This is a genomic window from Mycobacterium sp. NGS69, from assembly GCF_059812165.1.
Map to the genome: position 1 here is coordinate 76,900 of NZ_JCALCD010000011.1, position 25,135 is coordinate 102,034.

The window sequence follows — 25,135 nt, forward strand, 5'->3', positions numbered from 1 at the left end:
GCACACCACCGACCACCCAACCCACAACAGGTAGCTACCCGCAGCCCGCCGGCCGGCTCTTTGATCGTGCCGTTCACCCGTAACGCTGACCTTCCAATGCGCGAGTCCGCCGTGCCTTACGCTCGCCGGCACGCTGGCCGGCGTACCGCTGGCCAGATCCATGATGCCCTCCCCGCCCACGCGGGGTGCCCCCAGACTGGCGCGTCGGCCGGGCGGACTTTCGCCCGGCGGGCTGCCGCAGCGGGGCGTCGTGGTTGCGGGCCCCCTTGCGCGGGGGCGCCTTGGGGCCCTTGCCGGCGGCTTGCGGACCGACCCGCTTGCGATCGCGGAACGACTCGATGCGGCTGGGCACGTACGGCTGGGGCAGCGGCAGCCGCAGCAGCCGGTTCACCTTGTCGTCGCGCCCGGCCCGCAGCGCGGCCACCGCCTCGGGTTCGTGCCGGGCCGCGTTGATCATGATGCCGATCATGAATAGTGTTGCGGCCGTGGATGTTCCGCCGGCGGAGATGAGCGGTAGCTGCAGGCCGGTGACCGGCAGCACGCCGATCACGTAGCCGATGTTGATGAACGCCTGGCCGAGGATCCACATGGTCGTGGTGGCGGTCAGCAGCCGCAGGAACGGGTCGGCCGAGCGGCGCGCGATCCGCATCCCGGTGTAGGCGAACACCCCGAACAGGGCCAGCAGCCCGAACGCGCCGATGAAGCCCAGCTCCTCGCCGATGATCGCGAAGATGAAGTCGTTGTGGGCGTTGGGCAGGTAGTTCCACTTGGCGACGCCCTGGCCGAGGCCGTCGCCGAAGACGCCGCCGTGGGCCAGCGCGAACTTGGCCTGCCGGGCCTGGTAGCCGGTGTCCTGCGGGTCGTTTTCGGGGTTGATCCAGGACCGCACCCGGTCCGAGCGGTAACCCGCGGACATCGCCAGGACCGCGCCGGCCATGAAGACGGCCGCCAGCGAGGTGACGAAGACCCGCAGCGGCAGCCCGGCGTACCACAGCAGGGCCAGCAGGATGATGCCCAGCGACACCGTCTGCCCGAGGTCGGGCTGGGCGACGATCAGCGCCAGGGCGATGACCGCGGCCGGGACCAGCGGGATCAGCATCTCGCGCAGCGAGGCCCGCTCCATTCGCCGGGCCGCCAGCAGGTGGGCCCCCCAGATGGCGAACGCGATCTTGGCCAGCTCCGACGGCTGCATGGAGAAGCCCGCGATCACGAACCACTTTCGCGAGCCGTTGGCCAGGTTGCCGATCCCGGGAACCAGCACGAGGACCAGCAGGATGATCGTGATCAGGTAGCCGGTGAAGGCCACGCGCCGGATGAAGCGCACCGACACGCGCATCGCGACGTAGGCCGCGATCAGCCCGATGATCGTCCAGAGCACCTGCTTGCCGAAGATCACCCACGCCGACCCGTCGGCGCCGTAGGAGCGCACGCCCGAGGCGGACAGCACCATGATCAGACCCAGCGTGGTCAGCAGCCCGGTGACGGCGATGATCAGGTGAAACGACGTCATCGGCCGGCCCAGCCAGGCGCCGAACCGGCCGCGCAGGCCGGCCGGCAGGGCCGTGAACCTGGCTTTTGCCGCTTTGGCGCCCGCCTTGGCGTCCACCTTGGCGTCCGGGGCGGCCTCGTAAGCGTCGAAGGCGTCGGTGGCGTCCTCGTCGTTCGGGACGTCCGCCTCGGCCGCCGCGTCCTGCCCGGCGGCGGTCTCCTTGCTCCCCTTGCCCCGGCGCAGCCGCCGGGTCAGTCCGTTAGCCACGCCTGCCTACTGGATCGCCGCGCGGACGGCCGCCGCGAACGCGTCGCCGCGGGCGGCGTACCCGGCGAACTGGTCGAACGACGCGCCGGCCGGTGCCAGCAGCACCGTGTCGCCCGGCTTGGCGAGGTTCCGGGCCGCGGCCACGGCCGCGGTCATGACGCGAGCGCCGAGGTCGCCGTCCGAAGGTCTCACTTCTGTCACAGAAGCATCAGGAACCACAGCAGTCGCATTCATATCAGCATCCTCGCCTGTCACAACCTGGACGACGGGGACATCCGGCGCGTGTCGCGATAACGCCTCTGCAACCTCGGCCCGATCGCGGCCGATGAGCACCGCGCCGACCAGCCGCGATGCGATCCTGGCGACCTCGGCGTCGACCGATGCGCCCTTCAGCAAACCGCCGGCCAGCCACACCACCCGCGGGTAGGCCAGCACGGACGCCTCGGCGGCGTGCGGGTTGGTGGCCTTGGAGTCGTCGACGTAGGTGATCCCGTCGGCGACGGCCACCACCTCGGCCCGGTGCCGGCCGAGCCGGAAGGAGGAGATCGCGGCCGCGATCGCTTCGGCGGGCACGCCGACGCTGCGGGCCAGGGCCGCCGCGGCCAGGGCGTCGAGTACGCCGACCGGGCCGGGCACCGGGATCGATTGGGCCGGCATTAGCGCCAGGTCGTCGGCGAAGGCGCGGTCGACCAGCAGCCCGTCGCGCACGCCGAGCTCGCCCGGGGCCGGCTCGCCGAGCCGGAAACCGGCCCGGACCGGGGCGGCCGCGGAGTCGAGCAGCGCGGCGGCCCGGGCGTCGTCCAGCCCGACCACCGCCACCCGGCCGCTTAGCACCCGGGCCTTGGCGGCGGTGTATTCGGCCATCGTGGAGTGCCAGTCCAGGTGGTCCTCGGCGATGTTGAGCACGACGCCGGCCTCGGGCCGCAGCGAGGGCGCCCAGTGCAGCTGGAAGCTGGACGCCTCGACGGCCAGCAGCTCGGCGGGCCGGTCCAGCACGTCGAGCACCGGATCGCCGATGTTGCCGCACAGCACGCTGCTTTTCCCGCCGGCGACCAGCATCGCGTGCAGCATCGACGTCGTCGTGGTCTTGCCGTTCGTCCCGGTGACCACCAGCCAGCGGCGCGGCGGCCCGTACTGGCCGGCGGCGTCGAGCCGCCAGGCCAGCTCCACGTCACCCCAGATGGGCACGCCCGCCGTCGCCGCGGCGGCCAGCAGCGGAGTGGACGGCGAGAAGCCGGGGCTGGTCACCACCAGGGCGTAGTCGCAGACCCTTTCCGCGGCCGTCGACGTCGTCACCGTCGCGACGCCGCCGTCGGCGTACCGGCGCAGGGTCGCGGGGTCGTCGTCGCAGAGGGTCGGGGCCGCACCGAATCGGGTCAGGGCCGCCAGCACCGCCTTGCCGGTGACGCCGCCGCCGGCCACCAGCACGGGCGCGCCCGGGGCGAGCGGGTCAAGCACGTCAGGCTCCGACCGTGGCCAGCCACTCACCGTAGAACAGGGCCACGCCCAGGCCGCAGGTGATCGCGGTGAGCAGCCAGAAACGGATGATCACCGTGGTTTCGGCCCAGCCGGCCAGTTCGAAATGGTGGTGGAAGGGCGCCATCCGGAACACCCGGCGCCCCGTGGTGCGGAAGGCCAGGATCTGCAGCACGACGGAGGTGACCTCGGCGACGAACAGCGAGCCCAGCACGACGGCCAGGAGCTCGGTGCGGCTGGTCACCGACAGGCCTGCGATGATGCCGCCCAGCGCCAGCGAGCCGGTGTCGCCCATGAAGATCTTGGCGGGCGCGGCGTTCCACCACAGAAAGCCGATGCAGGCGCCGGCGGTGGCGGCCGCGATCAGCGCCAGATCCAGCGGATCGCGCACGTTGTAGCAGCCCAGCCCCGGCGCGGTGGCGCACGCGTTGCGGTACTGCCAGAAGGTGATCAACACGTAGGCGGCGCTGACCATCGCCATGCAACCGGCGGCCAGCCCGTCCAGGCCGTCGGTGAAGTTGACCGCGTTGGACCACGCGCTGACGACGACGACGCAGAACAGCACGAACAGCCCGGGAGCCAGTGTGACGGTGGCGATTTCGCGCACGTAGGACAGGTTCGCGCTGGCCGGCGTGAGGCCGTTGGCGCCGTGGAACTGCAACACCAGCGCGCCGAAGAGCACCGCGGCGACGATCTGCCCGACCGTCTTGGCCGTCTTGTTCAGCCCGAGGTTGCGCGACCGGCGGATCTTGATCAGGTCGTCGAGGAACCCGACGACGCCCAGCGCGGTGGCCAGGCCGAGCACCAGCAGGCCGGACGCGGAAATGCCCTCGCCGTCGAACGCCAGGCCGGCCAGGTGGGTGCCCAGGTAGCCCGCCCAGATGCCGGCCAGGATCGCCACGCCGCCCATCGACGGGGTGCCGCGCTTGGTGTGGTGACTCGGCGGGCCGTCCTCGCGGATCTGGTGGCCGAAACCCTGCCTGGTGAACAGCCGGATCAGCGCCGGGGTCAACAGAATGGACACGGTCAGCGCGATGGCGACCGCGATGAGGATCTGTCTCACGGGCGCGCCCTACTGTCGGCCGCGAGCGCTTCCGCGAGCGCCCCCAGGCCGGCGGCGTTGGACGCCTTGACCAGCACGACGTCACCGGGCCGCAGCTCCGCCCGCAGCAGGGCCAGCGCGGCGTCGCCGTCGGGCACGCTGACGGTCTCGCCCCCCCAGGAGCCTTCCATGACCGCCGCATGGTGCATGGCGCTCATCGACCTCCCGGTTCCGACGACAACGAGTCGAGACACATCTAAGCGCACCGCGAGCCGGCCGATGCGATCGTGCTCGGTTATCGCGTCCTCGCCGAGCTCGGCCATCTCGCCGAGCACCGCCCAGCTCCGGCGCTTTGGGCTCGGGCCGCCGTGGGCGATCCAGGCCAGCGCCTGCAGCCCGGCCCGCATCGAGTCGGGGTTGGCGTTGTAGGCGTCGTCGATCACCGTGACGCCGTCGGCGCGGGTGGTCACCTGCATGCGATGGCGCGACACCGGGCCGGCCCCGGCCAGCGCGTCCGCCACCTGCTCGAGGCCGGCTCCGCAATGCAGCGCGACCGCGCCGGCGCACAGCGCGTTGGTGACCTGATGGTCGCCGAACACGCTGAGTTGCACCTCAACAGCGCTGTCCATCGCGTGCAGGGTAAAGCGCGGCCGGGCCAGTTCGTCCAGCGACACTCCATCGGCCCACACGTCGCTTGGCCCCGCATCCGTGCGGCCGGCGCGGCTGACCCGGACCACCCGGGCGCTGGTGACGTCGGCCATTGCCGCCACGGCCGGGTCGTCGACGTTGAGAATGACGACGCCGGACGGCGGAACGGCTTGGGCCAGTTCGGATTTGGTTCGCGCGATGGCCTCCCGGGAGCCGAATTCGCCCAGGTGGGCGGTCCCGACGTTGAGGACCACCCCGATCGAGGGCGGGGCGATCTCGGCCAGCGCGGCGATGTTGCCGGGGTGGCGCGCCGACATCTCGAGGATCAGGTAGTCGGTGCGCCGCGTCGCGCGCAGCACCGTCCAGGGGTGACCCAACTCGTTGTTGAACGACCCGGGCGGGGCGACCACCTCCCCGAGGGGCGCCAGCACGGCGGCCACCAGATCCTTGGTCGAGGTCTTTCCCGACGAGCCGGTGATCCCGACAATGGTCAGCCCGCCCGCCACCAGTTCGGCCGCCACCGCCCGGGCCAGCCTGGCCAGCGCCGCCAGGACCGCGGCGCCGGAGCCGTCGGCGTCGTGCTCCAGCACGCCGGCCCGCGATCCGGAGGCGCCTTCGGGGGCGACCACGATGGCGGGGACGCCGACCGGACGGGCCGCCAGCACCGCGACCGCGCCGGCCGCGACCGCCGAGGCCGCGTGGTCGTGGCCGTCGGAGCGGGCCCCCGGCAGCGCCAGGAACAGCCCGCCCGGGCCCACGGCCCGCGAGTCGAACTCGACGGTGCCGGTGACGCGCAGTTCGGCGGCGTCTTGCGGTGCGATGTCCGCCAGGGTGCCGCCGACGATTTCGGCGATCTGCGCGACGGTCAGCTCGATCACGCGCGATCCTCCAGGGCCCGGGCGAGCTCCACGCGATCGTCGAACGGGCGGACCACGTCGCCGGTGCGCTGGCCGGTTTCGTGGCCCTTGCCGGCGATCAGCACGACGTCGCCGGGGCCCGCCCAGTTGACCGCATGCCGGATCGCCTCGCGCCGGTCGCCGATCTCGACGACCTCCGCCTTGGTGCCCGCTTCGGCTGCGCCGCTGAGGATTTCGCGCCGGATCGCCGCGGGGTCTTCACTGCGCGGATTGTCGTCGGTGACGACGACCAGGTCGGCGAGCTCGGCGGCGACGGCGCCCATGGCGGCCCGCTTGCCCGGATCGCGATCGCCCCCGGCGCCGAACACCACGGCCAGCCGGCGCTGCGGGCGCGTCAGGGCGCCGAGCACCGCGCGCAACGCGCCCGGCTTGTGGGCGTAGTCGACCAGCGCCAGGAAATCCTGGCCGCGGTCGATCTCTTCGAGCCGCCCGGGGACGCGCGTGTTCTGCAACCCCGGGGCCGCCTGCTCCGGCGAGACGCCCACCGCGTCCAGGATCGCCAGCGCCACAAGGGCATTGGCGACGTTGTAGTGGCCGGGCAGCCGGATGCCGACGCGGTGGTGTACGCCCGCGGGGTCCACGGCGGTGAACTGCTGTCCGCCCGCGCCCATCGGCGCCAGGTCCGTGGCGCGCCAGTCGGCCGGTTGGCCGGTGGCGCTGACGGTCACGGCGTCACCGGCCCTGGTGGCCATCGCGCGCCCGGCGTCGTCGTCGACGCACACGATGGCCCGTCGGGCGCACAGCGGCGAATCGGGGTCGAACAGCAGCGCCTTGGCCTCGAAATAGTCGGCCATGGTCGGGTGGAAGTCGAGGTGGTCGCGGGACAGGTTGGTGAAGGCGCCCACCGCGAACCCGGTGCCGTCCACCCGGCCCAACGCCAGCGCATGACTGGACACCTCCATGACCACCGTGTCCACCCCTTGTTCGGCCATCGCCGCGAGCATCGCCTGCAGCGCGGGCGCCTCAGGTGTCGTCAGCGCGCTGGGGATGTCGGCGCCGTCGACGCGGATGCCGATGGTTCCGATCAACCCCGCCGTCCGGCCGCCGGCGCGCAGACCCGACTCGACGAGGTACGTCGTGGTGGTCTTGCCCGACGTTCCGGTGATCCCGATGACCGTGAGGCGCTCCGACGGGTTTCCGTACACCGCGGCGGCGAGGCCGCCGAGCACGCCGCGGGGCGCCGGGTGCACCAGGATCGGGACGGCGCGCGGGCCCATCTCCGCGACGCCGGCGGCGTCGGTCAGCACCGCGACGGCACCGCTTTGGATCGCGTCGCCGGCATAGCGGGCGCCGTGCGTGGCCGAGCCGGGCAGCGCGGCGAACAGGTCCCCGGGCCGCACGTCCTGGGCGCGCAGCGTGACGCCGGTGACCGGGACGTCGGGCACGGCCACGCCGTCGGCCATCACCGCACCAACCTGGGCCGCCAGCTCAGGTAACCGGGCGCCGGCGCCGGCGCTTGGGCGCAAATCAGTGGACACCGACACACCTCCCGTCCCACCCGCGTGGTCCTTTTGATCGGCCATGACACCCTACCGAGGAGCACCGGCCGGCCGGCGTTCCCGGGCGAGCGTGCGCAGTTGTACACCTCCCCCGCGTGCCGACGTACAGACACGCACCGTCGCGGTGAAGAGGGCGCGGTGGAGAGGGCTACGTGGCCTGCAGGGTGAGCGGCGGTCCCGGATCCGGCGACAGCGGCACGTTCTCGCGCTGCATCAGCCAGCCGGCGATGTTGTGGAACAGCGGGGCCGCCGAGTGCCCGGGTGTGCCGTCGGCGTTGCGCTGGGGGTTGTCCATCATGATGCCGATGACGTAGCGGGGATTGTCGACGGTGGCCATGCCGGCAAAGGTGATCCAGTAGACGTCGTCGAAGTAGCAACCGCAGCCGGGGTTGATCTGCTGGGCGGTGCCGGTCTTGCCCGCCATCTGATAGCCGGACACCGCGGCGGCCGGCCCGGTGCCCTGCTGGTAGCCCATCGGGTCGTGCTGCACGACGGCGCGCAGCATGCCCCGGACCGTCTGGGCGGTCTGCGGCGACACCACCCGAACCCCGTCCGGGTGCGGTTCCTCGGTCCGAGTGCCGTCGGGGGCGATGGTGGCCTTGATGATCCGCGGCGGTACCCGCAGGCCGTCGTTGGCGATCGTCTGGTACATGTCGGTCATCTGCAGCAGGGTCATCGAAAGCCCTTGGCCGATGGGCAGGTTCGAGAAGGTGCTGCCCGACCATTGGTCGATGGGCGGCACCAGCCCGGCGCTCTCACCGGGCAGCCCGACGTTGGTGCGCTGGCCGAGCCCGAACTTGCGGACCATGTCGTAGAAGCGTTCCGGGCCGACGCGCTGCGCGAGCATCAGGGTGCCGACGTTCGACGACTTCCCGAACACGCCGGTGGTGGTGTAGGGCATCACGCCGTGGTCCCAGGCGTCGTGGATGGTGACGCCGCCCATCTGGATCTGGCCGGGCACCTGCAACACCTCGTCGGGGTTGGACAGGCCGTACTCGATGACCGAGGACGCGGTGATGACCTTGTTCACCGACCCCGGTTCGAAGGGCGAGGACACCGTCAGGTTGCCCAGTTGCCGGTCGCCCTGGCGCCCGATGTCCTGGGACGGGTCGAAGGTGTTGTCGTTGGCCATGGCCAGCACCTCGCCCGTCTTGGAGTCCAGCACGACGGCCGAAACATTGTGCGCCCCAGACAGATTCTTCGCCTGCTGGACCTGCTGCTGGACGTAGAACTGGATGTCGTCGTCCAGGGTCAGCTGGACGGTCGAGCCGTTGACCGCCCGGTGCCGGTTGCGGTAGCTGCCGGGGATGACGACCCCGTCGGATCCGCGGTCATAGGTGACGGAGCCGTCGGTTCCGGACAGGACGGAGTCCAGGGAGTCCTCCAGCCCGAGCAGTCCGTGGCCGTCCCAGTCGATGCCGCCGACGATGTTGGCGGCCAGCGATCCGCCCGGATACTGGCGCAGGTCCTGGCGCTCGGAGCCGACCTCGGGGAACTTCTCCGAGATCGCGCTGGCGACCGCGGGGTCGACGGCGCGGGCCAGATACACGAAATTCTCGTTGCTCTGCAGCTTCTTCAGCACGGTCGCAAAATCCGGCTTGTTGTTCAGCCGCGCCGAGACTTCCTTGGCCATGTCACGCAGCCGCTCCTGCGGATCGGGTGCCGCGGGGTTCTTCTTTTTCGCCTCCTCCAGCTGCTGGTGAATCCGCTTGGGCTGGAACGTCAGTGCGCGCGACTCGATGGTGAACGCCAGCTGTTGGTTGTTGCGGTCCACGATGCTGCCGCGGATGGCCTTCTCGACGTCGGTGACCTTGAGCTGCCCGGCCGCCTGCGCGCGCAGCTTCGGCGCGTCCGTCACCTGCAGGACGAACAGCTGCGCCGCCGCGACCGCCATCAGCGCCACGATCACCACGTTGCCGGCCCGATGCCGGAAGACGAACGACGCGCCGCGCGAGCCCATTTCCACGATCTGGCGGGTGCGCCGGTCGCGCGCCGAGTGTCCGACCGCCATCGCTTCGGCCGGACGAGCTTGCTTGGCCTGCTTGGCGTTACGGGGCTTCTTCGGTTGCCGCACGTCCTTGGGCTCTTGCGGCTTACGGGGCCGGCGCGTCGGTCGCGCCGGCGATCGGCGTCCCCGCCCGTCCTCGCCGCGGCTCATCGGGGGGCACCCGGCGTCGCGGCGGCCAGCGGGCCGGGCTGTTGGCCGTTAGCCGGCACGCCGGCCTGAGGCACCTGGGGGACCTGGGCAGCCGGGCCGGGCAACCCCGGCCGCACCGGGACCGGCACCTCCGCGGGCAGCGGGGCGGGCACCGGTCCGGGAGCCGGGATCGGCAGCCCGCCCATGGGAATCGAGACCTCGGCGGGCGCCGGAGGCTGCGCGGGGCCCGCCGGGGACGGCAGACCAGGCGTCGGCAGCACCGGCACCACCCCCTGGAAGTGCCCCGTGGCCGGGCCGCCCGGCATCCCCGGCAACGGGGCTATGGCCTGCGAAGGGATTTGCGCGGGCAGGTGCTGGCCGCCCACGGTCGACGAACCGTCCGGGGCGCGCAACAGCGCCTCCGGCCCCGGCCGCGCCGGCACCGGCAGGCCCCCGGGCGCCGGCAGCACCCGGACCGGGACCTCCGGCGGCAGCGCGGGCGGCGGCGGAGCCGGTGGGGGCGCGTCGGAGATCTTGCTGTTCAGCGGTGGCGGCGGGACGCCGTCGGCCGGCTTCGGGCTGCCGACGACCACCCAGTTACCGGTCGGGTCCTGGACCAGGTGTGCGGTGTCCCGCGTCGGGATCATGCCCTGCTTGCGCGCCGCTTCGGCCAGCGCCGGCGCCGACTCCGCCTCGCGCACATCGCGTTCCAGCGACTCCTTCTGCTGCTGCAGCATCCGGTTCTTCTCGCGGGCGTGGCTCAACTGATAGGAGCGCTCGGCGGAGTCGGTGGACAACCACAGCGTCAGGCCCAACCCCAGGCCGAGGGCGCCGATGATCAGCACGACAAACGGAACCTTGCTCGCCAGCGTCCGCGGGCGCAGATCGATCGACGCGAGCCGGGCGGCCAACCGCTCGGTCAGGCGGGGCCGGACGGCCTTGGGCGCCTTGGCTTTCCGCGCTTTGGCCCGCGCTTTGGCCTGGCTCGCATTCTTGGGGCGGCCCGAGCGTTCGACCGGCCGGGCAATCGGGCTGGTTTGCGGTCCCGAACTGTGCGACCGGCTTTCGCGGGCGGTGGACGAGGCGGTCCCGGGCCGCGTGCGACGCGAAGACGCCCCGTCGGCGACGGCGCGCCTGTTCTTGCGGGCCGAGCCGCCGCGGCGCTTGGGCGTCTCGCGCGTTACCTTCATGAGTCGCCTTTCCCGCTAGCCTGCTGTGATTTCGCGTTCGGTCCCAGCCGTTGCAGCGCCCGCAATCGCACGGCGGCGCTGCGGGGATTGCGTTCGACCTCGGCCGCGTCCGCGCGTTCGGCGCCGCGCGTCAACGACCGGAATCTCGGCTCGTGGCCGGGAAGTTCGAAGGGCAGATCCACCGGCGTGCGTGACGCGACCGCGTCGGCGAACACGCGCTTGACGATCCGGTCCTCCAGCGATTGGTAGGCCATCACCGCGATGCGCCCGCCGACGGTCAGCGCGTCCAGCGCGGCGGGAAGGGCGTCGCGCAGCGAGGTCAGTTCGTCGTTGACGGCGATCCGCAGCGCCTGGAAGGTGCGCTTGGCCGGATGTCCGCCGGTGCGCCGGGCGGGTGCCGGAATCGCTTGGTACAGCAGCTCTACCAACTGCGCGGTCGAGGTGAACGGGGCGCTGCGGCGCCGGCGGACGATGTGGCCGGCGATGCGGCGGGCGAACCGCTCCTCGCCGTAGCGGTGCAGGATGTCCGCCAGCGCGCCCTCGTCGTAGGTGTTGACGATGTCGGCCGCGGTCAGCGGCGACGACGGGTCCATCCGCATGTCCAGCGGCGCGTCCTGGGCATAGGCGAAGCCCCGTTCGGCGCGATCGAGCTGCATGGAGGAAACGCCGAGGTCGAAAAGGATCCCATCGACGGATTCAGTTGCGGCACAGCCGGATTCGGCCAGCGCTTCGGCGAGACCGTCGTACCGGGTCCGGACCAGGGTGACCCGGTCGGCGAACCGGTCCAGTCGGTCCCGGGCGATGTCGAGGGCGCTGGGATCGCGGTCGAGTCCGATCAGACGCAGACCGGGCAGGTCGGTCAGGAATCGCTCGGCGTGACCGCCGGCGCCGAGCGTGGCGTCGACGAGGACCGCGCCGCTCCCGTCGGGGTGCCGGCGCGTCAGGGCGGGGGTGAGCAGCTCGACGCAGCGGTGCAGCAGGACGGGCACGTGCCCGAAATCGTCCGAATTCTCAGCCACCGCAACGCCTCCCCTGAGAACCGCCCTTGCATCCTGGTCTCTGTCCGAAGGTACGAACCTGGCGTTGGGGAAGTACGCCAGGGTCGGTTCGGGCAGAGGCCACGATGCACGGGCATGCGCCTCAGATAATGTCGCCGAGTGCTTCATCGCTGGCCGCGGAGAAGTTCTCTTCGTGGGTCTGCTGGTAGTCGTGCCAGGCCTGCGCATCCCAGATCTCGAGGTAGTCGACCGCCCCGATCACCACGCAGTCCTTGGTCAGGTTCGCGTAACGGCGGTGGTCGGCCGACAGGGTGATGCGGCCCTGCGCGTCGGGATGCTGCTCGTCGGTGCCGGCGGCGAGATTGCGCAGGAAGGCCCGGGCCTCGGGGTTGCTGCGCGAGGTCTTGCTGGCCCGGCGTGCCAGCTGCTCGAATTCCGTCCGGGGGTAGACCGCGAGGCTGTGGTCCTGGCTCTTGGTGACCATCAACCCCCCTGCCAACGTGTCGCGGAACTTGGCGGGCAACGTCAGCCGCCCCTTGTCGTCGAGCTTGGGCGTGTAGGTGCCGAGAAACACCAGCTCACCTCCCATGGAGACCCGGCTCTCGCCTCACCCAAACGCTTCAGCCACCATACCCCACCATCCCCCACTTCGCCCCATTATTCGGGTGTCGTGGGCGCGTTTTCCCCGTTGTCCGCCACCGAGCCCGGCCCTGGCGCCGGCCGGTGGCTCCGGACGTCCCGTTGCCGCCCGATCTTCCCGCCGGAAAACCGCACCTCAGGGCCATGGAATCGCCGGGTGGGGCGCAGTGGGGCGTCTCGGTGGGGCCCGGTGGGGCATCTCGGGCGCGGGAAGGCTCGGTTTGGGCTCGATTGGGAGTCGAAATGAACTCCACCCGGCGTACCCACTCGCCCGGGCGCAAAAAAAGAGGTAGCCGTGATGGCTACCCCTGGTGACGCCTCGTCGTCTCCGCTACTCGTCGAAGCGCCGGCGGAAGCGATCCTCCATGCGACTGGTGAACGAGCCGCCGCCCTTGTTGCGCCGCTGGCGCGACGATCCGGGCGCGGATCCGGAACGATCCGGCCTGCTCGCCAGCCGCGGGCCGGTGATCGCGTAGACCACGCCGCCGAACATCACGATGAAGCCAAAGACGCTCAGGATCGGGAAACTTCCGATCATCGTGGCTTTGAACGCCACCCCGGACACCAACATCGCCAGGCCGACGACGAACAACGCCGCGCCCTGCAGGCGCCGCCGCGCGGTCGGTGCGCGCAACCCTCCGCCGCGGACGCTCGACGCGAACTTGGGATCCTCCGCGTAGAGGGCGCTCTCGATCTGATCGAGCATCCGCTGTTCATGATCGGAGAGTGGCATTCGTCCCTCCTTGCCGACAGTTTGACACGTAACTATCGATAGCACGCGGATGCCCGGTGTAAGGGCAACTACCACAAATGATACGAGGTCAACCTGCGCCGTACCACTGGTTCGGCAGCGATTCTATCCCGGGCGCGCTCCCACGCCCGCACACCCGGCAACGACGGTGCGCCGCAACCCGCTTGCCGATGGGGCGCGCTTCGCCCCGTCATGGCAGGCTCCTAGCTGCGGCCGCCGGGCGCGCGGAGCCGCGGGGGTCGGATAATGGCGACAGCCGCACGGGGCCGGAGCCCCACCTGAAGCCACCCGATGAGGAGGACACCGCGAGTTGGCGATATTCCTCATCGATCTGCCGCCGAACGATATGGAGCGCCGCCTGGCTGACGCCCTCGGGGTGTACGTCGAAGCGATGCGATACCCGCGGGGCACCGAGAACCAGCGCGCCGCCATGTGGCTCGAACACATCCGTCGGCACGGCTGGCAGGGGGTGGCCGCCGTCGAGGCCGAGGCGCCCGGGGACCCCGGCGCCCAGGCGCCGTCGGCCGCAGAACTGAGCGACGCGCCGCTGCTCGGCGTGGCCTACGGCTATCCCGGGGCGCCCGGGCAGTGGTGGCAGCAGCAGGTGGTCCTGGGCTTGCAACGCGGCGGCTCGCCGCCGCAGGAGATCGCCCAGCTGATGAACAGCTACTTCGAGCTGACCGAACTGCACATCCACCCCCGTGCGCAGGGCCGCGGCCTCGGCGAGGCGTTGGCCCGCCGGCTGCTCGCCGCGCGCCCAGAGAAGAACGTCCTGCTCTCCACGCCGGAAATCAACGGAGAGCCCAACCGCGCGTGGCGGTTATACCGGCGACTGGGCTTCACCGACGTCATCCGCGGCTATCACTTCGCCGGGGACCCACGCGCGTTCGCGATCCTGGGCCGCTCCCTTCCGCTGTAGCGACACCGCCCGGGGCGGCGCACCCGGGGCGCCGGATCTGGCACGATGACCTCGTGCACGCCAGTCCCGCCCCGGTCCGGCCCCGCGGCTTCACGCCCCGCCGGCGCCGCGTCCTGGCCATCGCGATGCTGCTGCTGATCGTGCCCCTGGCCAGCGGGTGCCTGCGGGTCCGGGCGTCGCTCACCGTCTCGCCCGACGACCTGGTGTCCGGGGAGATCATCGCGGCGGCCAAACCAAAGACGCCGAAGGACACCGGCCCGCAGCTCGACACCAACAACCTGCCGTTCGGCCAGAAAGTGGCGGTGTCGAACTACGACAGCGACGGCTACGTGGGTTCGCAGGCGGTGTTCTCCGACCTGACGTTCGCCGAGTTGCCGCAGCTGGCGAACATGAACTCCGACGCCCAGGGGGTGAGCCTGTCGCTGCGCCGCAACGGCAACCTGGTGATCCTCGAGGGCCGGGCGGACCTGACATCTGTGACCGACAACGACGCCGACGTCGAGTTGACGGTCGCGTTTCCCGGCGTCGTGACCTCCACCAACGGCGACCGCGTCGAGCCGGACGTGGTGTCGTGGAAGCTCAAACCGGGCGTGGTGACCGCCATGAGCGCCAACGCCCGCTACACCGATCCGAACACCCGTAACTTCACCGGCGCGGGCGTCTGGCTGGGCATCGCGTCCTTCGCGGCGGCCGGCGTGGTGGCGCTGCTGGCCTGGATGAGCCGCGACCGTTCGCCGCGGCTCACCGCGCCGCGCGACCAGCCGCCCAGCTAGGGCGATCGCGAGCGCGGCGTTTCGCCGGGCGAAGCGGGTCGCCCGAAGGCAGCCTAGGGCGACCAGTAGTCCAGCATCTCCGCGAAGGTCTGGAACGCGGGCCCGGAAACCCCGTAGGTCGCCTCGAAATGGATGCTCAGCGGGAAGCCGAGCCCGGCCACGCCGTCGATCACGCGCTTGTACAGGTCGACCATCAGCCGGCGCTTCTGCTCCGGTTCGCTGCCGGCCAACCGTCGGACGAACTCCTGTTCGCCGGCCACGGCGGCGTTGCCGGGATCCTGAATCAGCCAGTTGATCAGGCCGACGCGGCTCTCCACCTTCGGCACGAACCCGAAGGACAGCAGGATCTCGGGCCGGTGATCGGTGTTCTTGGCGAAGTCGGTCAGAAAGCCCACGATCGCGTCGGAATACAGCAGCTGCGTCATCCCGTACGTCGCGCCCTGGTTGCATTTGAAGTTCAGCCGGCCCTGCTCCCCCTCGCGGGTGGGGATCACGATCACGCCGCGGTTGGTCACCAGGTCGCGATAGATCGACAGGGCGTCGGTCGGTGCGACGCCGGAACCCTCGCCGTCGTTCATGGTGCGCGGGACGCCGACGAAGACGACGCCCTCCATCCCGGCGGCGCACAGGTCGGTCAGCCGCTGGCGCAGCGACACCTCGTCCATGAACGCGGTCACCTGGGTGCACAGGCCCTGGAAGCCGGGCAATTCGGGCTTGATGATCGACCAGAAGTCCAGCACGTCGAATTTCGGCTTCATGGCCACGGGCCGATCGTCGTCCTCCGCGATCATCCCGGGGATCATCACGTGCCGGATCCGGCCCTCGAGGCCGAACTCGCGCGAGTACCGCACCACTTTTCGCGCGTCTTCGAGCGCCCGCTCCTTGCCGTCTTCGACGTTGGGGGGCACCAACTCGAGCGCGATGGTGTTGAGGGTCACGCGGCTCCTATCGGTCGGATCCATCAGACGACTTGTTTCCCAGATCGCCAGCATAGGGGCGCAATAGTGAGGCAGTCGAAGCAACTGGGGCCCGGAAGCGACATACACTGTCGGCCCAGGGACTGACGAGCAGAAAGGGGCGCCGCGCTGAGCTTGAAAGCTTCGGAGGCAGCGGCAACCGTCGAGTTGACCGGCGCGATCACCGAGCAACTTCGGCGATACCTGCGCGACCGGCGCGACCGGACGGCCTACATCGGCGCCGACTACGACGTCCTGGTCGCCGCCCTGGAGGACTTCGTGCTCAACGGCGGCAAACGGCTGCGGCCCGCCTTCGCCTACTGGGGCTGGCGGTCGGTGGCCACCGGCGAGCCCGAACCCGAAGTGTTGCTGCTGTTTTCCGCGCTCGAACTGCTGCACGCCTGCGCGCTGGTGCACGACGACGTGATCGACGACTCCTCCACCCGCCGCGGCAAGCCGACCGCGCATGTCCGCTTCGCGGCGCTGCACCGCGACCGGGGCTGGCGCGGCTCGCCGGAGCGGTTCGGGACGTCGGCGGCCATCCTGCTCGGCGACCTGGCACTGGCCTGGGCCGACGACATCGTCTTCGGGGTGGGATTGCCGCCCGACGCGCGGGGGCGCGTCCAGCACGTGTGGGCCGACATCCGCACCGAGGTGCTCGGCGGGCAATACCTCGACATCGTCGCCGAGAACAGCGCCGCCGAGTCGATCGCGTCGGCGATGAACGTCGACACCTTCAAGACCGCCTGCTACACCGTGGCGCGGCCGCTGCAGCTGGGCGTGGCGGCCGCCGCCGACCGGCCCGACGTGCAGGCCGCCTTCAAAGAATTCGGGACCGACCTGGGTGTGGCGTTCCAGCTGCGCGACGACGTGCTGGGCGTGTTCGGCGACCCCGCGGTGACGGGCAAGCCGTCCGGCGACGATCTGAGGTCCGGCAAGCGAACCGTGCTGCTGGCCGAGGCGGTGGAGCTGGCGGACAAGTCGGACCCGTTGGCGGCCAACCGGTTACGCGGCTCGATCGGTGCGCAGCTGACCGACGCGCAGGTCGCCGGACTGCGCGACGTCATCGAGTCGGTGGGCGCGCTGGCCGCGGCGGAGCGACGCATCGCCGCGTTGACCGAACGCGCGCTCGGCACGCTCGCGGCGGCACCGATCAACGCGGCGGCCAAAGCGGGGCTGGCCGAGCTCGCCAGGATGGCCACGAATCGGTCCGCCTAGTCCGATGACAAGTCCCACGAGCACCGCCGCCGAGCCGTCGGCGACCAAAGGATGGGTGGCGCAATACCTTTCACGGCTCGTCGCGTTCGCCGCCACCCCCGACGCGCGACCGGCGAAGCTCGGCTTCCTGGGCTCCGTGCTGATCACCCTGGGCGGGCTGGGCGCCGGCAGCACCAAACCGCACGACCCCCTGCTGGAAGTGCTGCACCTGTCCTGGCTGCGCTTCGGCCACGGTCTGGTGCTGTCGTCGATCGTGTTGTGGGCGGGCGTGGGCGTCATGCTGATCGCGTGGGTGATGCTGGGCCGGCGCGCGCTGGCCGGGAACGCCACCGAGTTCACCATGCGGGCGACCACCGCCTTCTGGCTGGCGCCGCTGCTGTTGTCGGTGCCCGTCTTCAGCCGCGACACCTATTCCTACCTGGCGCAGGGCGCGCTACTGCGCGACGGCTTCGACCCCTACGCCGTCGGCCCGGTCGCCAATCCAAACACCTTGCTGGACAACGTGAGTCCGATCTGGACCATCACCACGGCGCCCTACGGGCCGGCGTTCATCCTGATCGCCAAGCTGGTCACGATGGTGGTGGGCAACCACGTGATCGCCGGCACGATGCTGCTGCGGCTGTGCATGCTGCCCGGGTTGGCGCTGCTGATCTGGGCCACTCCCCGGCTCGCCCATCACCTGGGCACCAACGGCGCACTGGCGCTGTGGATCTGCGTTCTCAACCCGCTCGTGCTCATCCACCTGATGGGCGGCGTCCACAACGAGATGCTGATGGTGGGCCTGATGGCCGCCGGGATCGCGCTCACCTTCCAGGGCCGCCACGTCCTGGGCGTCGTGCTGATCACGGCGGCGATCGCGGTCAAGGCCACCGCCGGAATCTCGTTGCCGTTCCTGGTGTGGGTGTGGATGCGCCACCTCCGCGACCGGCGGGGATACCGGGCGGTCCGGGCGTTTTTGGCGGCCACCGCGACCTCCGTGGCGGTCTTCGCGGTGGTGTTCGCGATCCTGTCGGCGGCCGCCGGTGTCGGGCTGGGGTGGCTGACCGCGTTGGCCGGGTCGGTGAAGATCATCAACTGGCTGACCGTGCCGACCGCGGTCGCCAACCTGATCCACGCCCTGGGCAGCGGCTTCTTCCACGTCGACTTCTACGCGACGCTGCGCGTCACCCGGTTCATCGGCATCGCGATCATCGCCGTGTCGTTGCCGCTGTTGTGGTGGCGGTTCCGCCGCGACGACCGGGCCGCGCTGACCGGGATCGCGTGGTCGATGCTGATCGTGGTGCTGTTCGTCCCGGCCGCGCTGCCCTGGTACTACTCCTGGCCGCTGGCGGTGGCGGCCCCGCTGACCCAGTCACGGCGCGCGGTCGCGGCCATCGCCGGCCTGTCGACCTGGGTCATGGTGATCTTCAAACCCGACGGATCGCACGGCATGTACTCGTGGCTGCAGTTCTCGCTGGCCACCGCCTGCGCGCTGGCCGCCTGGTACGCGCTGTACCGGGCGCCGGAATCCGTCAGTACGCCATAGCCTGCGCGCGCCGCACCACTTCCCGCGCCTGGTGGCAGTGCAATGCGTCGACGGGGCGGGCATTGGCGATCGCGTCGCGGGTGCCGTCGCGCGTGATCGTCAGCGACGGGTCGGGGGTGAACAGCCAGCGCACGATCTCCGTCTCGTGATAGCCACCGTCGTGCAGGATCGTCAACAGCCCCGGCAGGCTCTTGACCACCTCACCGGAGTTGGTGAAGAACACCTGGGGCACCACCACACCGCCGCCGCGCTTGACCGCGACCAGGTGACCCTCCCGCAGCTGCTGCTGCACCTTGCTCACCGACACGCCGAGTATTGCGGCCACCCCCGGCAGATCGTAGGTCGGCTCGTCGGGATCCAGGACGTCGTCGCCGGCCGGAACACTGCTCACGGCGCCAGTGTAGGCCCTGCTTAGCGCCTCGGGCCTACGTTTTCGCGTCCCGCACCTACGATGGCCCCGTGACCGGAGCTGGGGCGCGCGACCCGCTGGAGGGGACGTTGCTGGACGGCCGCTACCGCGTGGAGTCCCGGATCGCCAGCGGCGGCACCTCGACGGTGTATCGCGGCCTCGACGTCCGGCTCGACCGCCCGGTCGCGGTGAAGGTGATGGACACCCGCTATGCCGGCGACGACCAATTCCTGATCCGCTTCCAGCTCGAGGCGCGCACCGTCGCCCGCCTGAAAAATCCCGGCCTGGTCGCGGTCTATGACCAGGGCATGGACGCCCGGCATCCGTTTTTGGTGATGGAGCTCATCGAGGGCGGAACGCTGCGCGAGCTGCTGGCCGAGCGCGGTCCGATGCCGCCCCACGCCGTCGCGGCGGTGCTTCGCCCGGTGTTGGGCGGGCTGGCCGCCGCGCACCGGGCCGGGCTGGTGCATCGCGACGTCAAGCCCGAGAACGTCCTGATCTCCGACGACGGCGACGTCAAGATCGCCGATTTCGGGCTGGTCCGCGCTGTCGCCGCCGCCGGAATCACCTCCACCAGCGTCATTCTCGGCACCGCCGCCTACCTGTCGCCCGAACAGGTGCGCGACGGCAACGCCGGCCCGCGCAGCGATGTCTACTCCGCCGGGATCCTCACCTATGAGCTGCTGACCGGGAGCACGCCGTTCACCGGCGACTCGGCGTTGTCGATCGCCTACCGCCGCCTGGACGCCGACGTGCCGCCGCCCAGCGCCGCGATCGACGGCGTGCCAGCGCAATTCGACGAATTGGTGGCGCGGGCGACCGCGCGCGACCCCGCCGACCGGTACGCCGACGCCATCGAGATGGGCGCCGACCTCGCGGCGATCGCCGAAGAACTCGCGCTGCCGGACTTCCGGGTGCCCGCGCCGCGCAACTCCGCCCAACACCGATCGGCGGCGCTGCACCACAGCCGGATGAGCCAGCGCCAGCCCGCCGCCCCGCAATCGCGCCCCCCGGCGCCGGCCGCGGCACCGGTTCGCAATCCCACCCGGCAGCTCCCGCGCGAAACCGACGACCGGGTAAGCGAATACCAGCCCGTCGCAGGCGAATTCGCCGGCATCGCGATGAGCGAATTCGTCTGGGCCCGCCAGCACGCGCGGCGGATGGTGCTGGTGTGGGTGGCCGTCGTGCTGGCGCTCACAGGGCTGGTCGCCACCGTGGCCTGGACTCTCGGAAGCAATCTCAGCGGCCTGCTCTGAGCCCCTTTACTCAGTCGCGCAGCATCTCCGCGACCAGGAACGCCAGCTCCAGCGACTGCTGGGTGTTCAGCCGCGGGTCGCAGGCCGTCTCGTAGCGCCCGGCCAGGTCGGTGTCCGAAATGTCTTGCGCCCCACCCAAACACTCGGTGACGTTCTCGCCGGTGATCTCGACGTGGATGCCGCCGGGGTGGGTGCCCAGCGCGCGGTGCACCTCGAAGAACCCCTGCACCTCGTCCACGATGCGGTCGAAGTGGCGGGTCTTGTAGCCGTTGGACGACTCGTGCGTGTTGCCGTGCATCGGGTCGCACTGCCAGATCACCTGGTGCCCGGTGGCCTGCACCTTCTCCACGATCGGCGGCAGCAGGTCGCGCACCTTGTTGTTGCCCAGCCGGCTCACCAGCGTCAGCCGCCCGGGCTTGTTGTGCGGGTCGAGGCGCTCGACGTATTCGACGGCCAGCTCGGGGGTCATCGTCGGGCCGATCTTCACGCCGATCGGGTTGGCGATCACCTCCGCGAACGCGATGTGGGCGCCGTCGAGCTGGCGGGTCCGCTCGCCGATCCACACCGTGTGCGCCGACAGGTCATACAGCTGCGGCTCGCCGCCCTCGACGTCGGACAGGCGCAACATCGCCCGCTCGTAGTCGAGCACCAAAGCCTCGTGGCTGGCGTAGATTTCGGCGGTTTGCAGGTTGCGGTCGGCGACCCCGCAGGCGCTCATGAACTTCAAACCCCGGTCGATCTCGCTGGCCAGCGCCTCGTAACGCGCACCCGCCGGCGAGGTCCGGACGAATTCCCGGTTCCAGTCGTGCACCAGGTGCAGCGAAGCCAGGCCCGAGGAGGTCAGGGCGCGCACCAGGTTCATCGCGGCGCTGGCGTTGGCGTAGGCGCGCACCAGCCGCGACGGGTCGTGCTCGCGGGCCGCGGCGTCGGGGGCGAAGCCGTTGATCATGTCGCCGCGGTAGGAGCGCAGGCCCAGCGCGTCGAGGTCGGCCGAGCGGGGCTTGGCGTACTGGCCGGCGATGCGGGCGACCTTGACCACCGGCATGCTGGCGCCGTAGGTCAGTACCACGGCCATCTGCAGCAGGGTCCGGATGTTGCCGCGGATGTGGGGTTCGGTGTTGTCGACGAACGTCTCCGCGCAGTCGCCGCCCTGCAGCAGGAATGCCTCGCCCCGGGCGACCTGCGCCAGCTGATCCTGCAGCCGCACGATCTCGGACGGCACGGTCACCGGCGGCACGCTCTCGAGGACCGTGCGCATCGCGGCGGCCTGTTCGGCGTCCCAGCTGGGCTGCTGGGCGGCCGGCTTGGCCAGCGCGGCGTCCAGTCGCGCCCGCAGCTCGGTCGAGAGCGGCGGCAGCGGCGGCAGCTGCTCGATCGGTATGTCGACGGTCCAGTTCATCGGTCCATGGTAACCGGGGCGCGGCACCGCTCGGTCACGCCTGATCAGGGCGAACGCCCGCGCCTTCGGCCGAGGTGATCAGCCGGAATCGGCGGAGCTGATCGCGGGCGTCGACCAGCGCGTCGTGGGCGTCGCGCGGCCGCGGCGGCATCCGCGGGGATCCGCGCTCCTCCCACAGCTGCCGAACTTCCCTGGTGAAGCGGGGTATCGCCTGGGGAAGTGCTGGCATCGCGCCCCACAACTGGCACAGCGCCACGTGGTCGTAGGCCCCCACCCAGGCCCACAGCTCGATCGGCTCGGTGCCGCCCACCCCGAAAAACTCCTCCAGGTCCAGGCGGATCTGCTTGCGCGAGCGCCACAGCTGCGACGACGGCGGCGGCAGCTTGGGCAGCACGTTGGCGCGCACCCAGCTACCGGCGCGCTCGGGATCGAATTCGGTGGACACGGCGTAGTACTCGCGGCCGTCCTCGGCGACCACCCCGATCGAGATCAGCTCGATGGTGCGGCCGTCCTCGATGAATTCCGTGTCATAGAAGTACCGCACCTGAAAAGCCTAGGGGAACGCCACTATCGGCTGATCAGGATGGGCCCCGTCGGCGGCGGCGCCGCGTGCACGTCATGGTCGAGCTGGGCGTCGATCAGGCGCTCGTCGGGCAGGCGCGGGGTGCCGGCGATCGCGCACTGCACCCACAGCTTGACCCGCACGACCGGGCGGCGCAGCCTGCGTTCCCGCTGCAGCGCGCGTCGCATCTTGTCGGGCTGGGTGGTGTAGCGCCAGCGGGCCCATGGGGCGTGCGGGCGCGACAGCCGGATCGCGCCGATGACCAGCAGCACGACGATGAACATGCCCAGCAATCCGGTCCACACCTTGCCCTTGAGCAGCACCACCACGGCCAGCGGCAGAGTGAACACCAGCTCACCGGCCACCCCGGCGCGCAGCGCCACCGCGTCGGCGCCGTGCCAGAACGGCAGGAAGAACATCAGTGGGTGCAGGCCCATCATCAACAGCCCGGCCACCGCCACCGCGGCGAACACCGCGTCCACCGAGGTGCGGCCGTCCTCTTCCCAGTACACGTCCGACAGGTGCAGGATCAACGCGTACTCGTCGAGGACCAGCGCGGCCCCGATCCCGAAAAGGCTTGCCGCCAAGGTGAACTCGGGCTCCTGCCCACTGATGGACAGGGTCACCAGCATCAACCCGGAGAGCATCACCAGGACCACGCCGAACGCCACATGGTGGATGTGCACCTCTCCGATGTGGACGTTGCGCGGTTGCCACCACCGGGCCGGACGCCCGGTTCGGGCGCGGTGGCGGATAAGCCGCACGCACGTTCGCGTGACGAAGAAGGTCAGGATGAAGGCGACCAGGCAGCACAGCAGCGGCAGCCGGCCGCGGTCGATGATGTCGTGCGCGAACCAGTGGGCCACCCCGAACACGAACCAGTGCAGCACGCTAGAAACGTACGCCTGCATTTCCGGGCAGCGCGGGAGCCGCGCTGCGACACGTCGCCGGTGCCGCTACCGATTACGCTGTTATCCGACATGAGTAGATGGCGGGCGCCCGGCGTGGGCAGTCAACCCGGGCGGGTGGTGCTGTGGTGCCTGCTTTGGCTGGTCGCGGCCGCGGCCATCTACTACGTGGCCTCGGGCCTGTTCGGGCACACCCCATACCGCATCGACATCGACATCTATCAGATGGGCGGCCAGGCCTGGCTGGACAACCATCCCCTCTACCGCGGCGACGTGAAGTTCCACACACCCATCGGGCTGAACCTGCCGTTCACCTATCCCCCGCTGGCGGCCATCGTGTTCTGCCCGTTCTCCTGGCTGCACATGCCCGCCGCCAGCGTGGCGATCACGGTGTTGACGCTGGTCCTTTTGATCGTCTCGACGACGATCCTGCTGACCGGCCTCGACGTGTGGAACACGTCTTCCGTGCTGGGCGGCCCGGCGTGGCTGCGCCGGCTGTGGTTGGCGGTGCTCATCACGGCCGCCGCGGCGACCTGGCTGGAGCCGATCGTTTCCAACTTCGCCTTCGGCCAGATCAACGTCGTGCTGATGACGCTGGTGATCGCGGACTGCGTGCCGCGCCGCACGCCGTGGCCGCGCGGCCTGCTGCTGGGCCTGGGGATCGCGCTGAAGCTCACCCCGGCGGTTTTCCTGCTCTATTTCCTGCTGCGCCGGGACAACCGCGCGGCGCTGACGGCGATGGCATCGTTCGCGGCGATGACCCTGCTGGGCTTCGCGCTGGCGTGGAGCGATTCGTGGGAGTACTGGACGCGCACGGTCCACCACACCGACCGCATCGGTGAGGCCGCGCTGAACACCGACCAGAACATCGCGGGCGCCCTGGCCCGCCTGGGGCTCGACGAGCACGCGCGGTTCCCGTTGTGGGTCGCCGCGTGCCTGCTGGTGCTGGCGGCGACGATCTGGGCGATGCGGCGGGTGCTGCGGGCCGGCGAGCCGATCATGGCGGTGATCTGCGTCGCCCTGTTCGGTTTGGTGGTCTCCCCGGTGTCCTGGTCACACCACTGGGTCTGGGCGCTGCCGACGGTGCTGGTGACGGGGGTGCTGGCCTGGCGGCGCCGCAACATCGCGCTGGGCGTGCTCAGCGCCGGCGGGGTGGCGCTGATGAGGTGGACGCCGATCGACCTGCTGCCCAAGCACCACGAGACCACCGCCAACTGGTGGCGCCAGCTCGTCGGCGCGTCCTACGTGTGGTGGGCGTTGGCGGTCATCGTCGCGGCGGGGCTGACGATCTCGGCCCGAACGAGCCGGTCCGCGCCGGCCACGGCCACGCCGACGCCGGTCGCTGCTTCCAGCTAGCCGACGGCCGTCTCGGGAATCCGCGCGGCGGCCTCATCCGTCGGGTCGGCGCCCTCCGATTCGGCGCCGCGTTCCTTGAGGCTGGCGGCGTAGATGTCGACGTACTCCTGCCCGGAGAGCCCCATCAGCTCGTAGATCACCTCGTCGGTGACGGCCCGCTCGATGAAGCGGTTGCCGGCCATTCCCTCGAACCGGGAGAAGTCCATCGGCTTGCCGAACCGGACGGTGACGCGCCCGAAACGCAGCATCGTGGTGCCCGGCGGATTGACCACGTTGGTGCCGATCATCGCCACCGGGATCACCGGGACACCGGTGTGCAGCGCCAGCCGCGCCAGCCCGGTCTTGCCCTTGTACAACCGGCCGTCGGGCGAGCGGGTGCCCTCGGGGTACATGCCCAGCAGCTTGCCCTGCTTCAGCACCTGCTCGGCGGTGTTGAGCGCGGCCTGGGCGGCGTCGGCGTCGGTGCGGTCGATCGGCACCTGCCCGACGGCGGTGAAGAACCACCGGCTGAACCAGCCCTTCAGACCGGTGCCGGTGAAATATTCGGACTTCGCGAGGAAGGTGATCCGGCGCCGGACCACCAGCGGCAGGAAGAAGCTGTCCATCACGGCGAGGTGATTACTCGCCAGGATCACCGGCCCCGACGTCGGAACGTATTCCAGCCCTTCAACTTTCGGCCGGCCAAGCAGGGACAGCAACGGGCCCAGCAGGATGTACTTGAATAGCCAGTACCACATGGCCCTCCCTCTCGCCCGCCACCCGCAGTGTTCTGGCCAACTGTACCGATCCCCGGGGCAACCG

At 70.6% G+C, this 25,135-nt stretch carries 22 protein-coding genes; 6 read left to right on the plus strand and 16 right to left on the minus strand.

What is annotated here, in order from left to right; all coding sequences use genetic code 11:
- Window positions 1-73 precede the first annotated feature (73 nt).
- The 10 genes from ftsW to AC5Y2S_RS26145 all read right to left on the minus strand — a co-directional run bounded on the left by ftsW (window position 74) and on the right by AC5Y2S_RS26145 (window position 13,035).
- Window positions 74-1,756: a putative lipid II flippase FtsW gene (ftsW, locus tag AC5Y2S_RS26100; RefSeq protein ID WP_499959322.1), complete on the minus strand. Its 1,683-nt coding sequence runs from the start codon at window positions 1,754-1,756 to the stop codon at window positions 74-76.
- A 6-nt stretch (window positions 1,757-1,762) separates the two neighbouring features.
- Window positions 1,763-3,214, minus strand: coding sequence for a UDP-N-acetylmuramoyl-L-alanine--D-glutamate ligase (gene murD / locus AC5Y2S_RS26105; RefSeq protein ID WP_499959323.1), 1,452 nt, complete (start codon window positions 3,212-3,214; stop codon window positions 1,763-1,765).
- Window position 3,215: 1 nt separating this feature from the next.
- Window positions 3,216-4,295: a phospho-N-acetylmuramoyl-pentapeptide-transferase gene (mraY, locus tag AC5Y2S_RS26110; RefSeq protein WP_499959325.1), complete on the minus strand. Its 1,080-nt coding sequence runs from the start codon at window positions 4,293-4,295 to the stop codon at window positions 3,216-3,218.
- Window positions 4,292-5,800 (minus strand): UDP-N-acetylmuramoyl-tripeptide--D-alanyl-D-alanine ligase, encoded by a 1,509-nt coding sequence (locus tag AC5Y2S_RS26115; RefSeq protein WP_499959326.1) that lies wholly within the window; start codon window positions 5,798-5,800, stop codon window positions 4,292-4,294. The genes mraY and AC5Y2S_RS26115 overlap by 4 nt, the downstream gene beginning before the upstream one ends.
- Window positions 5,797-7,362, minus strand: coding sequence for a UDP-N-acetylmuramoyl-L-alanyl-D-glutamate--2,6-diaminopimelate ligase (locus tag AC5Y2S_RS26120; protein WP_499959328.1), 1,566 nt, complete (start codon window positions 7,360-7,362; stop codon window positions 5,797-5,799). The genes AC5Y2S_RS26115 and AC5Y2S_RS26120 overlap by 4 nt, the downstream gene beginning before the upstream one ends.
- Window positions 7,363-7,486: 124 nt before the next feature.
- Complete coding sequence (locus AC5Y2S_RS26125) at window positions 7,487-9,496, minus strand: peptidoglycan D,D-transpeptidase FtsI family protein (protein ID WP_499959330.1); 2,010 nt, start codon at window positions 9,494-9,496, stop codon at window positions 7,487-7,489.
- A complete protein-coding gene (gene ftsL / locus AC5Y2S_RS26130; protein WP_499959331.1) occupies window positions 9,493-10,665 on the minus strand; it encodes a cell division protein FtsL in 1,173 nt (390 codons plus the stop codon). Before ftsL ends, AC5Y2S_RS26125 begins: the two co-directional genes overlap by 4 nt.
- Window positions 10,662-11,831 carry a 16S rRNA (cytosine(1402)-N(4))-methyltransferase RsmH gene (gene rsmH / locus AC5Y2S_RS26135; protein ID WP_499959333.1) on the minus strand — a complete coding sequence of 390 codons (1,170 nt, stop codon included), beginning with the start codon at window positions 11,829-11,831 and terminating at the stop codon, window positions 10,662-10,664. Before rsmH ends, ftsL begins: the two co-directional genes overlap by 4 nt.
- Window positions 11,806-12,237, minus strand: coding sequence for a division/cell wall cluster transcriptional repressor MraZ (mraZ, locus tag AC5Y2S_RS26140; protein WP_499907221.1), 432 nt, complete (start codon window positions 12,235-12,237; stop codon window positions 11,806-11,808). The genes rsmH and mraZ overlap by 26 nt, the downstream gene beginning before the upstream one ends.
- A 396-nt stretch (window positions 12,238-12,633) precedes the next feature.
- A complete protein-coding gene (locus AC5Y2S_RS26145) occupies window positions 12,634-13,035 on the minus strand; it encodes an SCO2097 family morphological protein (RefSeq protein ID WP_499959335.1) in 402 nt (133 codons plus the stop codon).
- Window positions 13,036-13,363: 328 nt separating this feature from the next.
- Here AC5Y2S_RS26145 and AC5Y2S_RS26150 point away from each other — a divergent pair, with 328 nt between their 5' ends.
- Together AC5Y2S_RS26150 and lppM are read left to right on the plus strand one after the other, a co-directional pair.
- Entirely contained in the window at window positions 13,364-13,972 is a 609-nt protein-coding gene (locus tag AC5Y2S_RS26150; RefSeq protein ID WP_499959336.1) for a GNAT family N-acetyltransferase, read from the plus strand.
- 125 nt (window positions 13,973-14,097) lie between these two features.
- Window positions 14,098-14,745: a lipoprotein LppM gene (gene lppM, locus AC5Y2S_RS26155; RefSeq protein WP_499959382.1), complete on the plus strand. Its 648-nt coding sequence runs from the start codon at window positions 14,098-14,100 to the stop codon at window positions 14,743-14,745.
- Between the two features lie 53 nt (window positions 14,746-14,798).
- Here the strand turns inward: lppM and AC5Y2S_RS26160 are convergent, their stop codons facing one another.
- The gene (locus AC5Y2S_RS26160) at window positions 14,799-15,683 is read right to left on the minus strand and encodes a mycobacterial-type methylenetetrahydrofolate reductase (protein ID WP_499959337.1); all 885 of its coding nucleotides are present in this window, start codon (window positions 15,681-15,683) and stop codon (window positions 14,799-14,801) included.
- A gap of 186 nt (window positions 15,684-15,869) precedes the next feature.
- Here AC5Y2S_RS26160 and idsA2 point away from each other — a divergent pair, with 186 nt between their 5' ends.
- Window positions 15,870-16,919 carry a bifunctional (2E,6E)-farnesyl/geranyl diphosphate synthase gene (gene idsA2, locus AC5Y2S_RS26165; protein ID WP_499959383.1) on the plus strand — a complete coding sequence of 350 codons (1,050 nt, stop codon included), beginning with the start codon at window positions 15,870-15,872 and terminating at the stop codon, window positions 16,917-16,919.
- A 4-nt stretch (window positions 16,920-16,923) separates the two neighbouring features.
- Window positions 16,924-18,444, plus strand: a complete 1,521-nt coding sequence (locus tag AC5Y2S_RS26170; RefSeq protein WP_499959338.1) for an alpha-(1->6)-mannopyranosyltransferase A — start codon at window positions 16,924-16,926, stop codon at window positions 18,442-18,444.
- On the opposite strand, the gene AC5Y2S_RS26175 is transcribed toward AC5Y2S_RS26170, so the two are convergent.
- The gene (locus AC5Y2S_RS26175; RefSeq protein WP_499907043.1) at window positions 18,431-18,835 is read right to left on the minus strand and encodes an Rv2175c family DNA-binding protein; all 405 of its coding nucleotides are present in this window, start codon (window positions 18,833-18,835) and stop codon (window positions 18,431-18,433) included. The two genes, AC5Y2S_RS26170 and AC5Y2S_RS26175, sit on opposite strands and share 14 nt — an antisense overlap.
- Window positions 18,836-18,903: 68 nt before the next feature.
- Here AC5Y2S_RS26175 and AC5Y2S_RS26180 point away from each other — a divergent pair, with 68 nt between their 5' ends.
- On the plus strand, window positions 18,904-20,109 hold the full coding sequence (locus AC5Y2S_RS26180; RefSeq protein WP_499959340.1) for a protein kinase domain-containing protein: 1,206 nt from the start codon (window positions 18,904-18,906) through the stop codon (window positions 20,107-20,109).
- Window positions 20,110-20,119: 10 nt separating this feature from the next.
- On the opposite strand, the gene AC5Y2S_RS26185 is transcribed toward AC5Y2S_RS26180, so the two are convergent.
- The 3 genes from AC5Y2S_RS26185 to AC5Y2S_RS26195 are packed head-to-tail and all read right to left on the minus strand — an operon-like array spanning window position 20,120 to window position 22,960.
- Window positions 20,120-21,508, minus strand: coding sequence for a class II 3-deoxy-7-phosphoheptulonate synthase (locus AC5Y2S_RS26185; RefSeq protein WP_499959341.1), 1,389 nt, complete (start codon window positions 21,506-21,508; stop codon window positions 20,120-20,122).
- A gap of 34 nt (window positions 21,509-21,542) precedes the next feature.
- A complete protein-coding gene (locus AC5Y2S_RS26190; RefSeq protein ID WP_499959343.1) occupies window positions 21,543-22,052 on the minus strand; it encodes a polyadenylate-specific 3'-exoribonuclease AS in 510 nt (169 codons plus the stop codon).
- Window positions 22,053-22,075: 23 nt separating this feature from the next.
- Window positions 22,076-22,960, minus strand: coding sequence for a hypothetical protein (locus AC5Y2S_RS26195; RefSeq protein WP_499959345.1), 885 nt, complete (start codon window positions 22,958-22,960; stop codon window positions 22,076-22,078).
- 90 nt (window positions 22,961-23,050) lie between these two features.
- On the opposite strand from AC5Y2S_RS26195, the gene AC5Y2S_RS26200 reads away from it, so the two are divergent.
- The gene (locus AC5Y2S_RS26200; protein ID WP_499959347.1) at window positions 23,051-24,334 is read left to right on the plus strand and encodes a glycosyltransferase 87 family protein; all 1,284 of its coding nucleotides are present in this window, start codon (window positions 23,051-23,053) and stop codon (window positions 24,332-24,334) included.
- Here the strand turns inward: AC5Y2S_RS26200 and AC5Y2S_RS26205 are convergent.
- Window positions 24,331-25,071, minus strand: a complete 741-nt coding sequence (locus AC5Y2S_RS26205; RefSeq protein ID WP_499907055.1) for a lysophospholipid acyltransferase family protein — start codon at window positions 25,069-25,071, stop codon at window positions 24,331-24,333. The genes AC5Y2S_RS26200 and AC5Y2S_RS26205 overlap by 4 nt on opposite strands.
- Window positions 25,072-25,135: the final 64 nt, after the last annotated feature.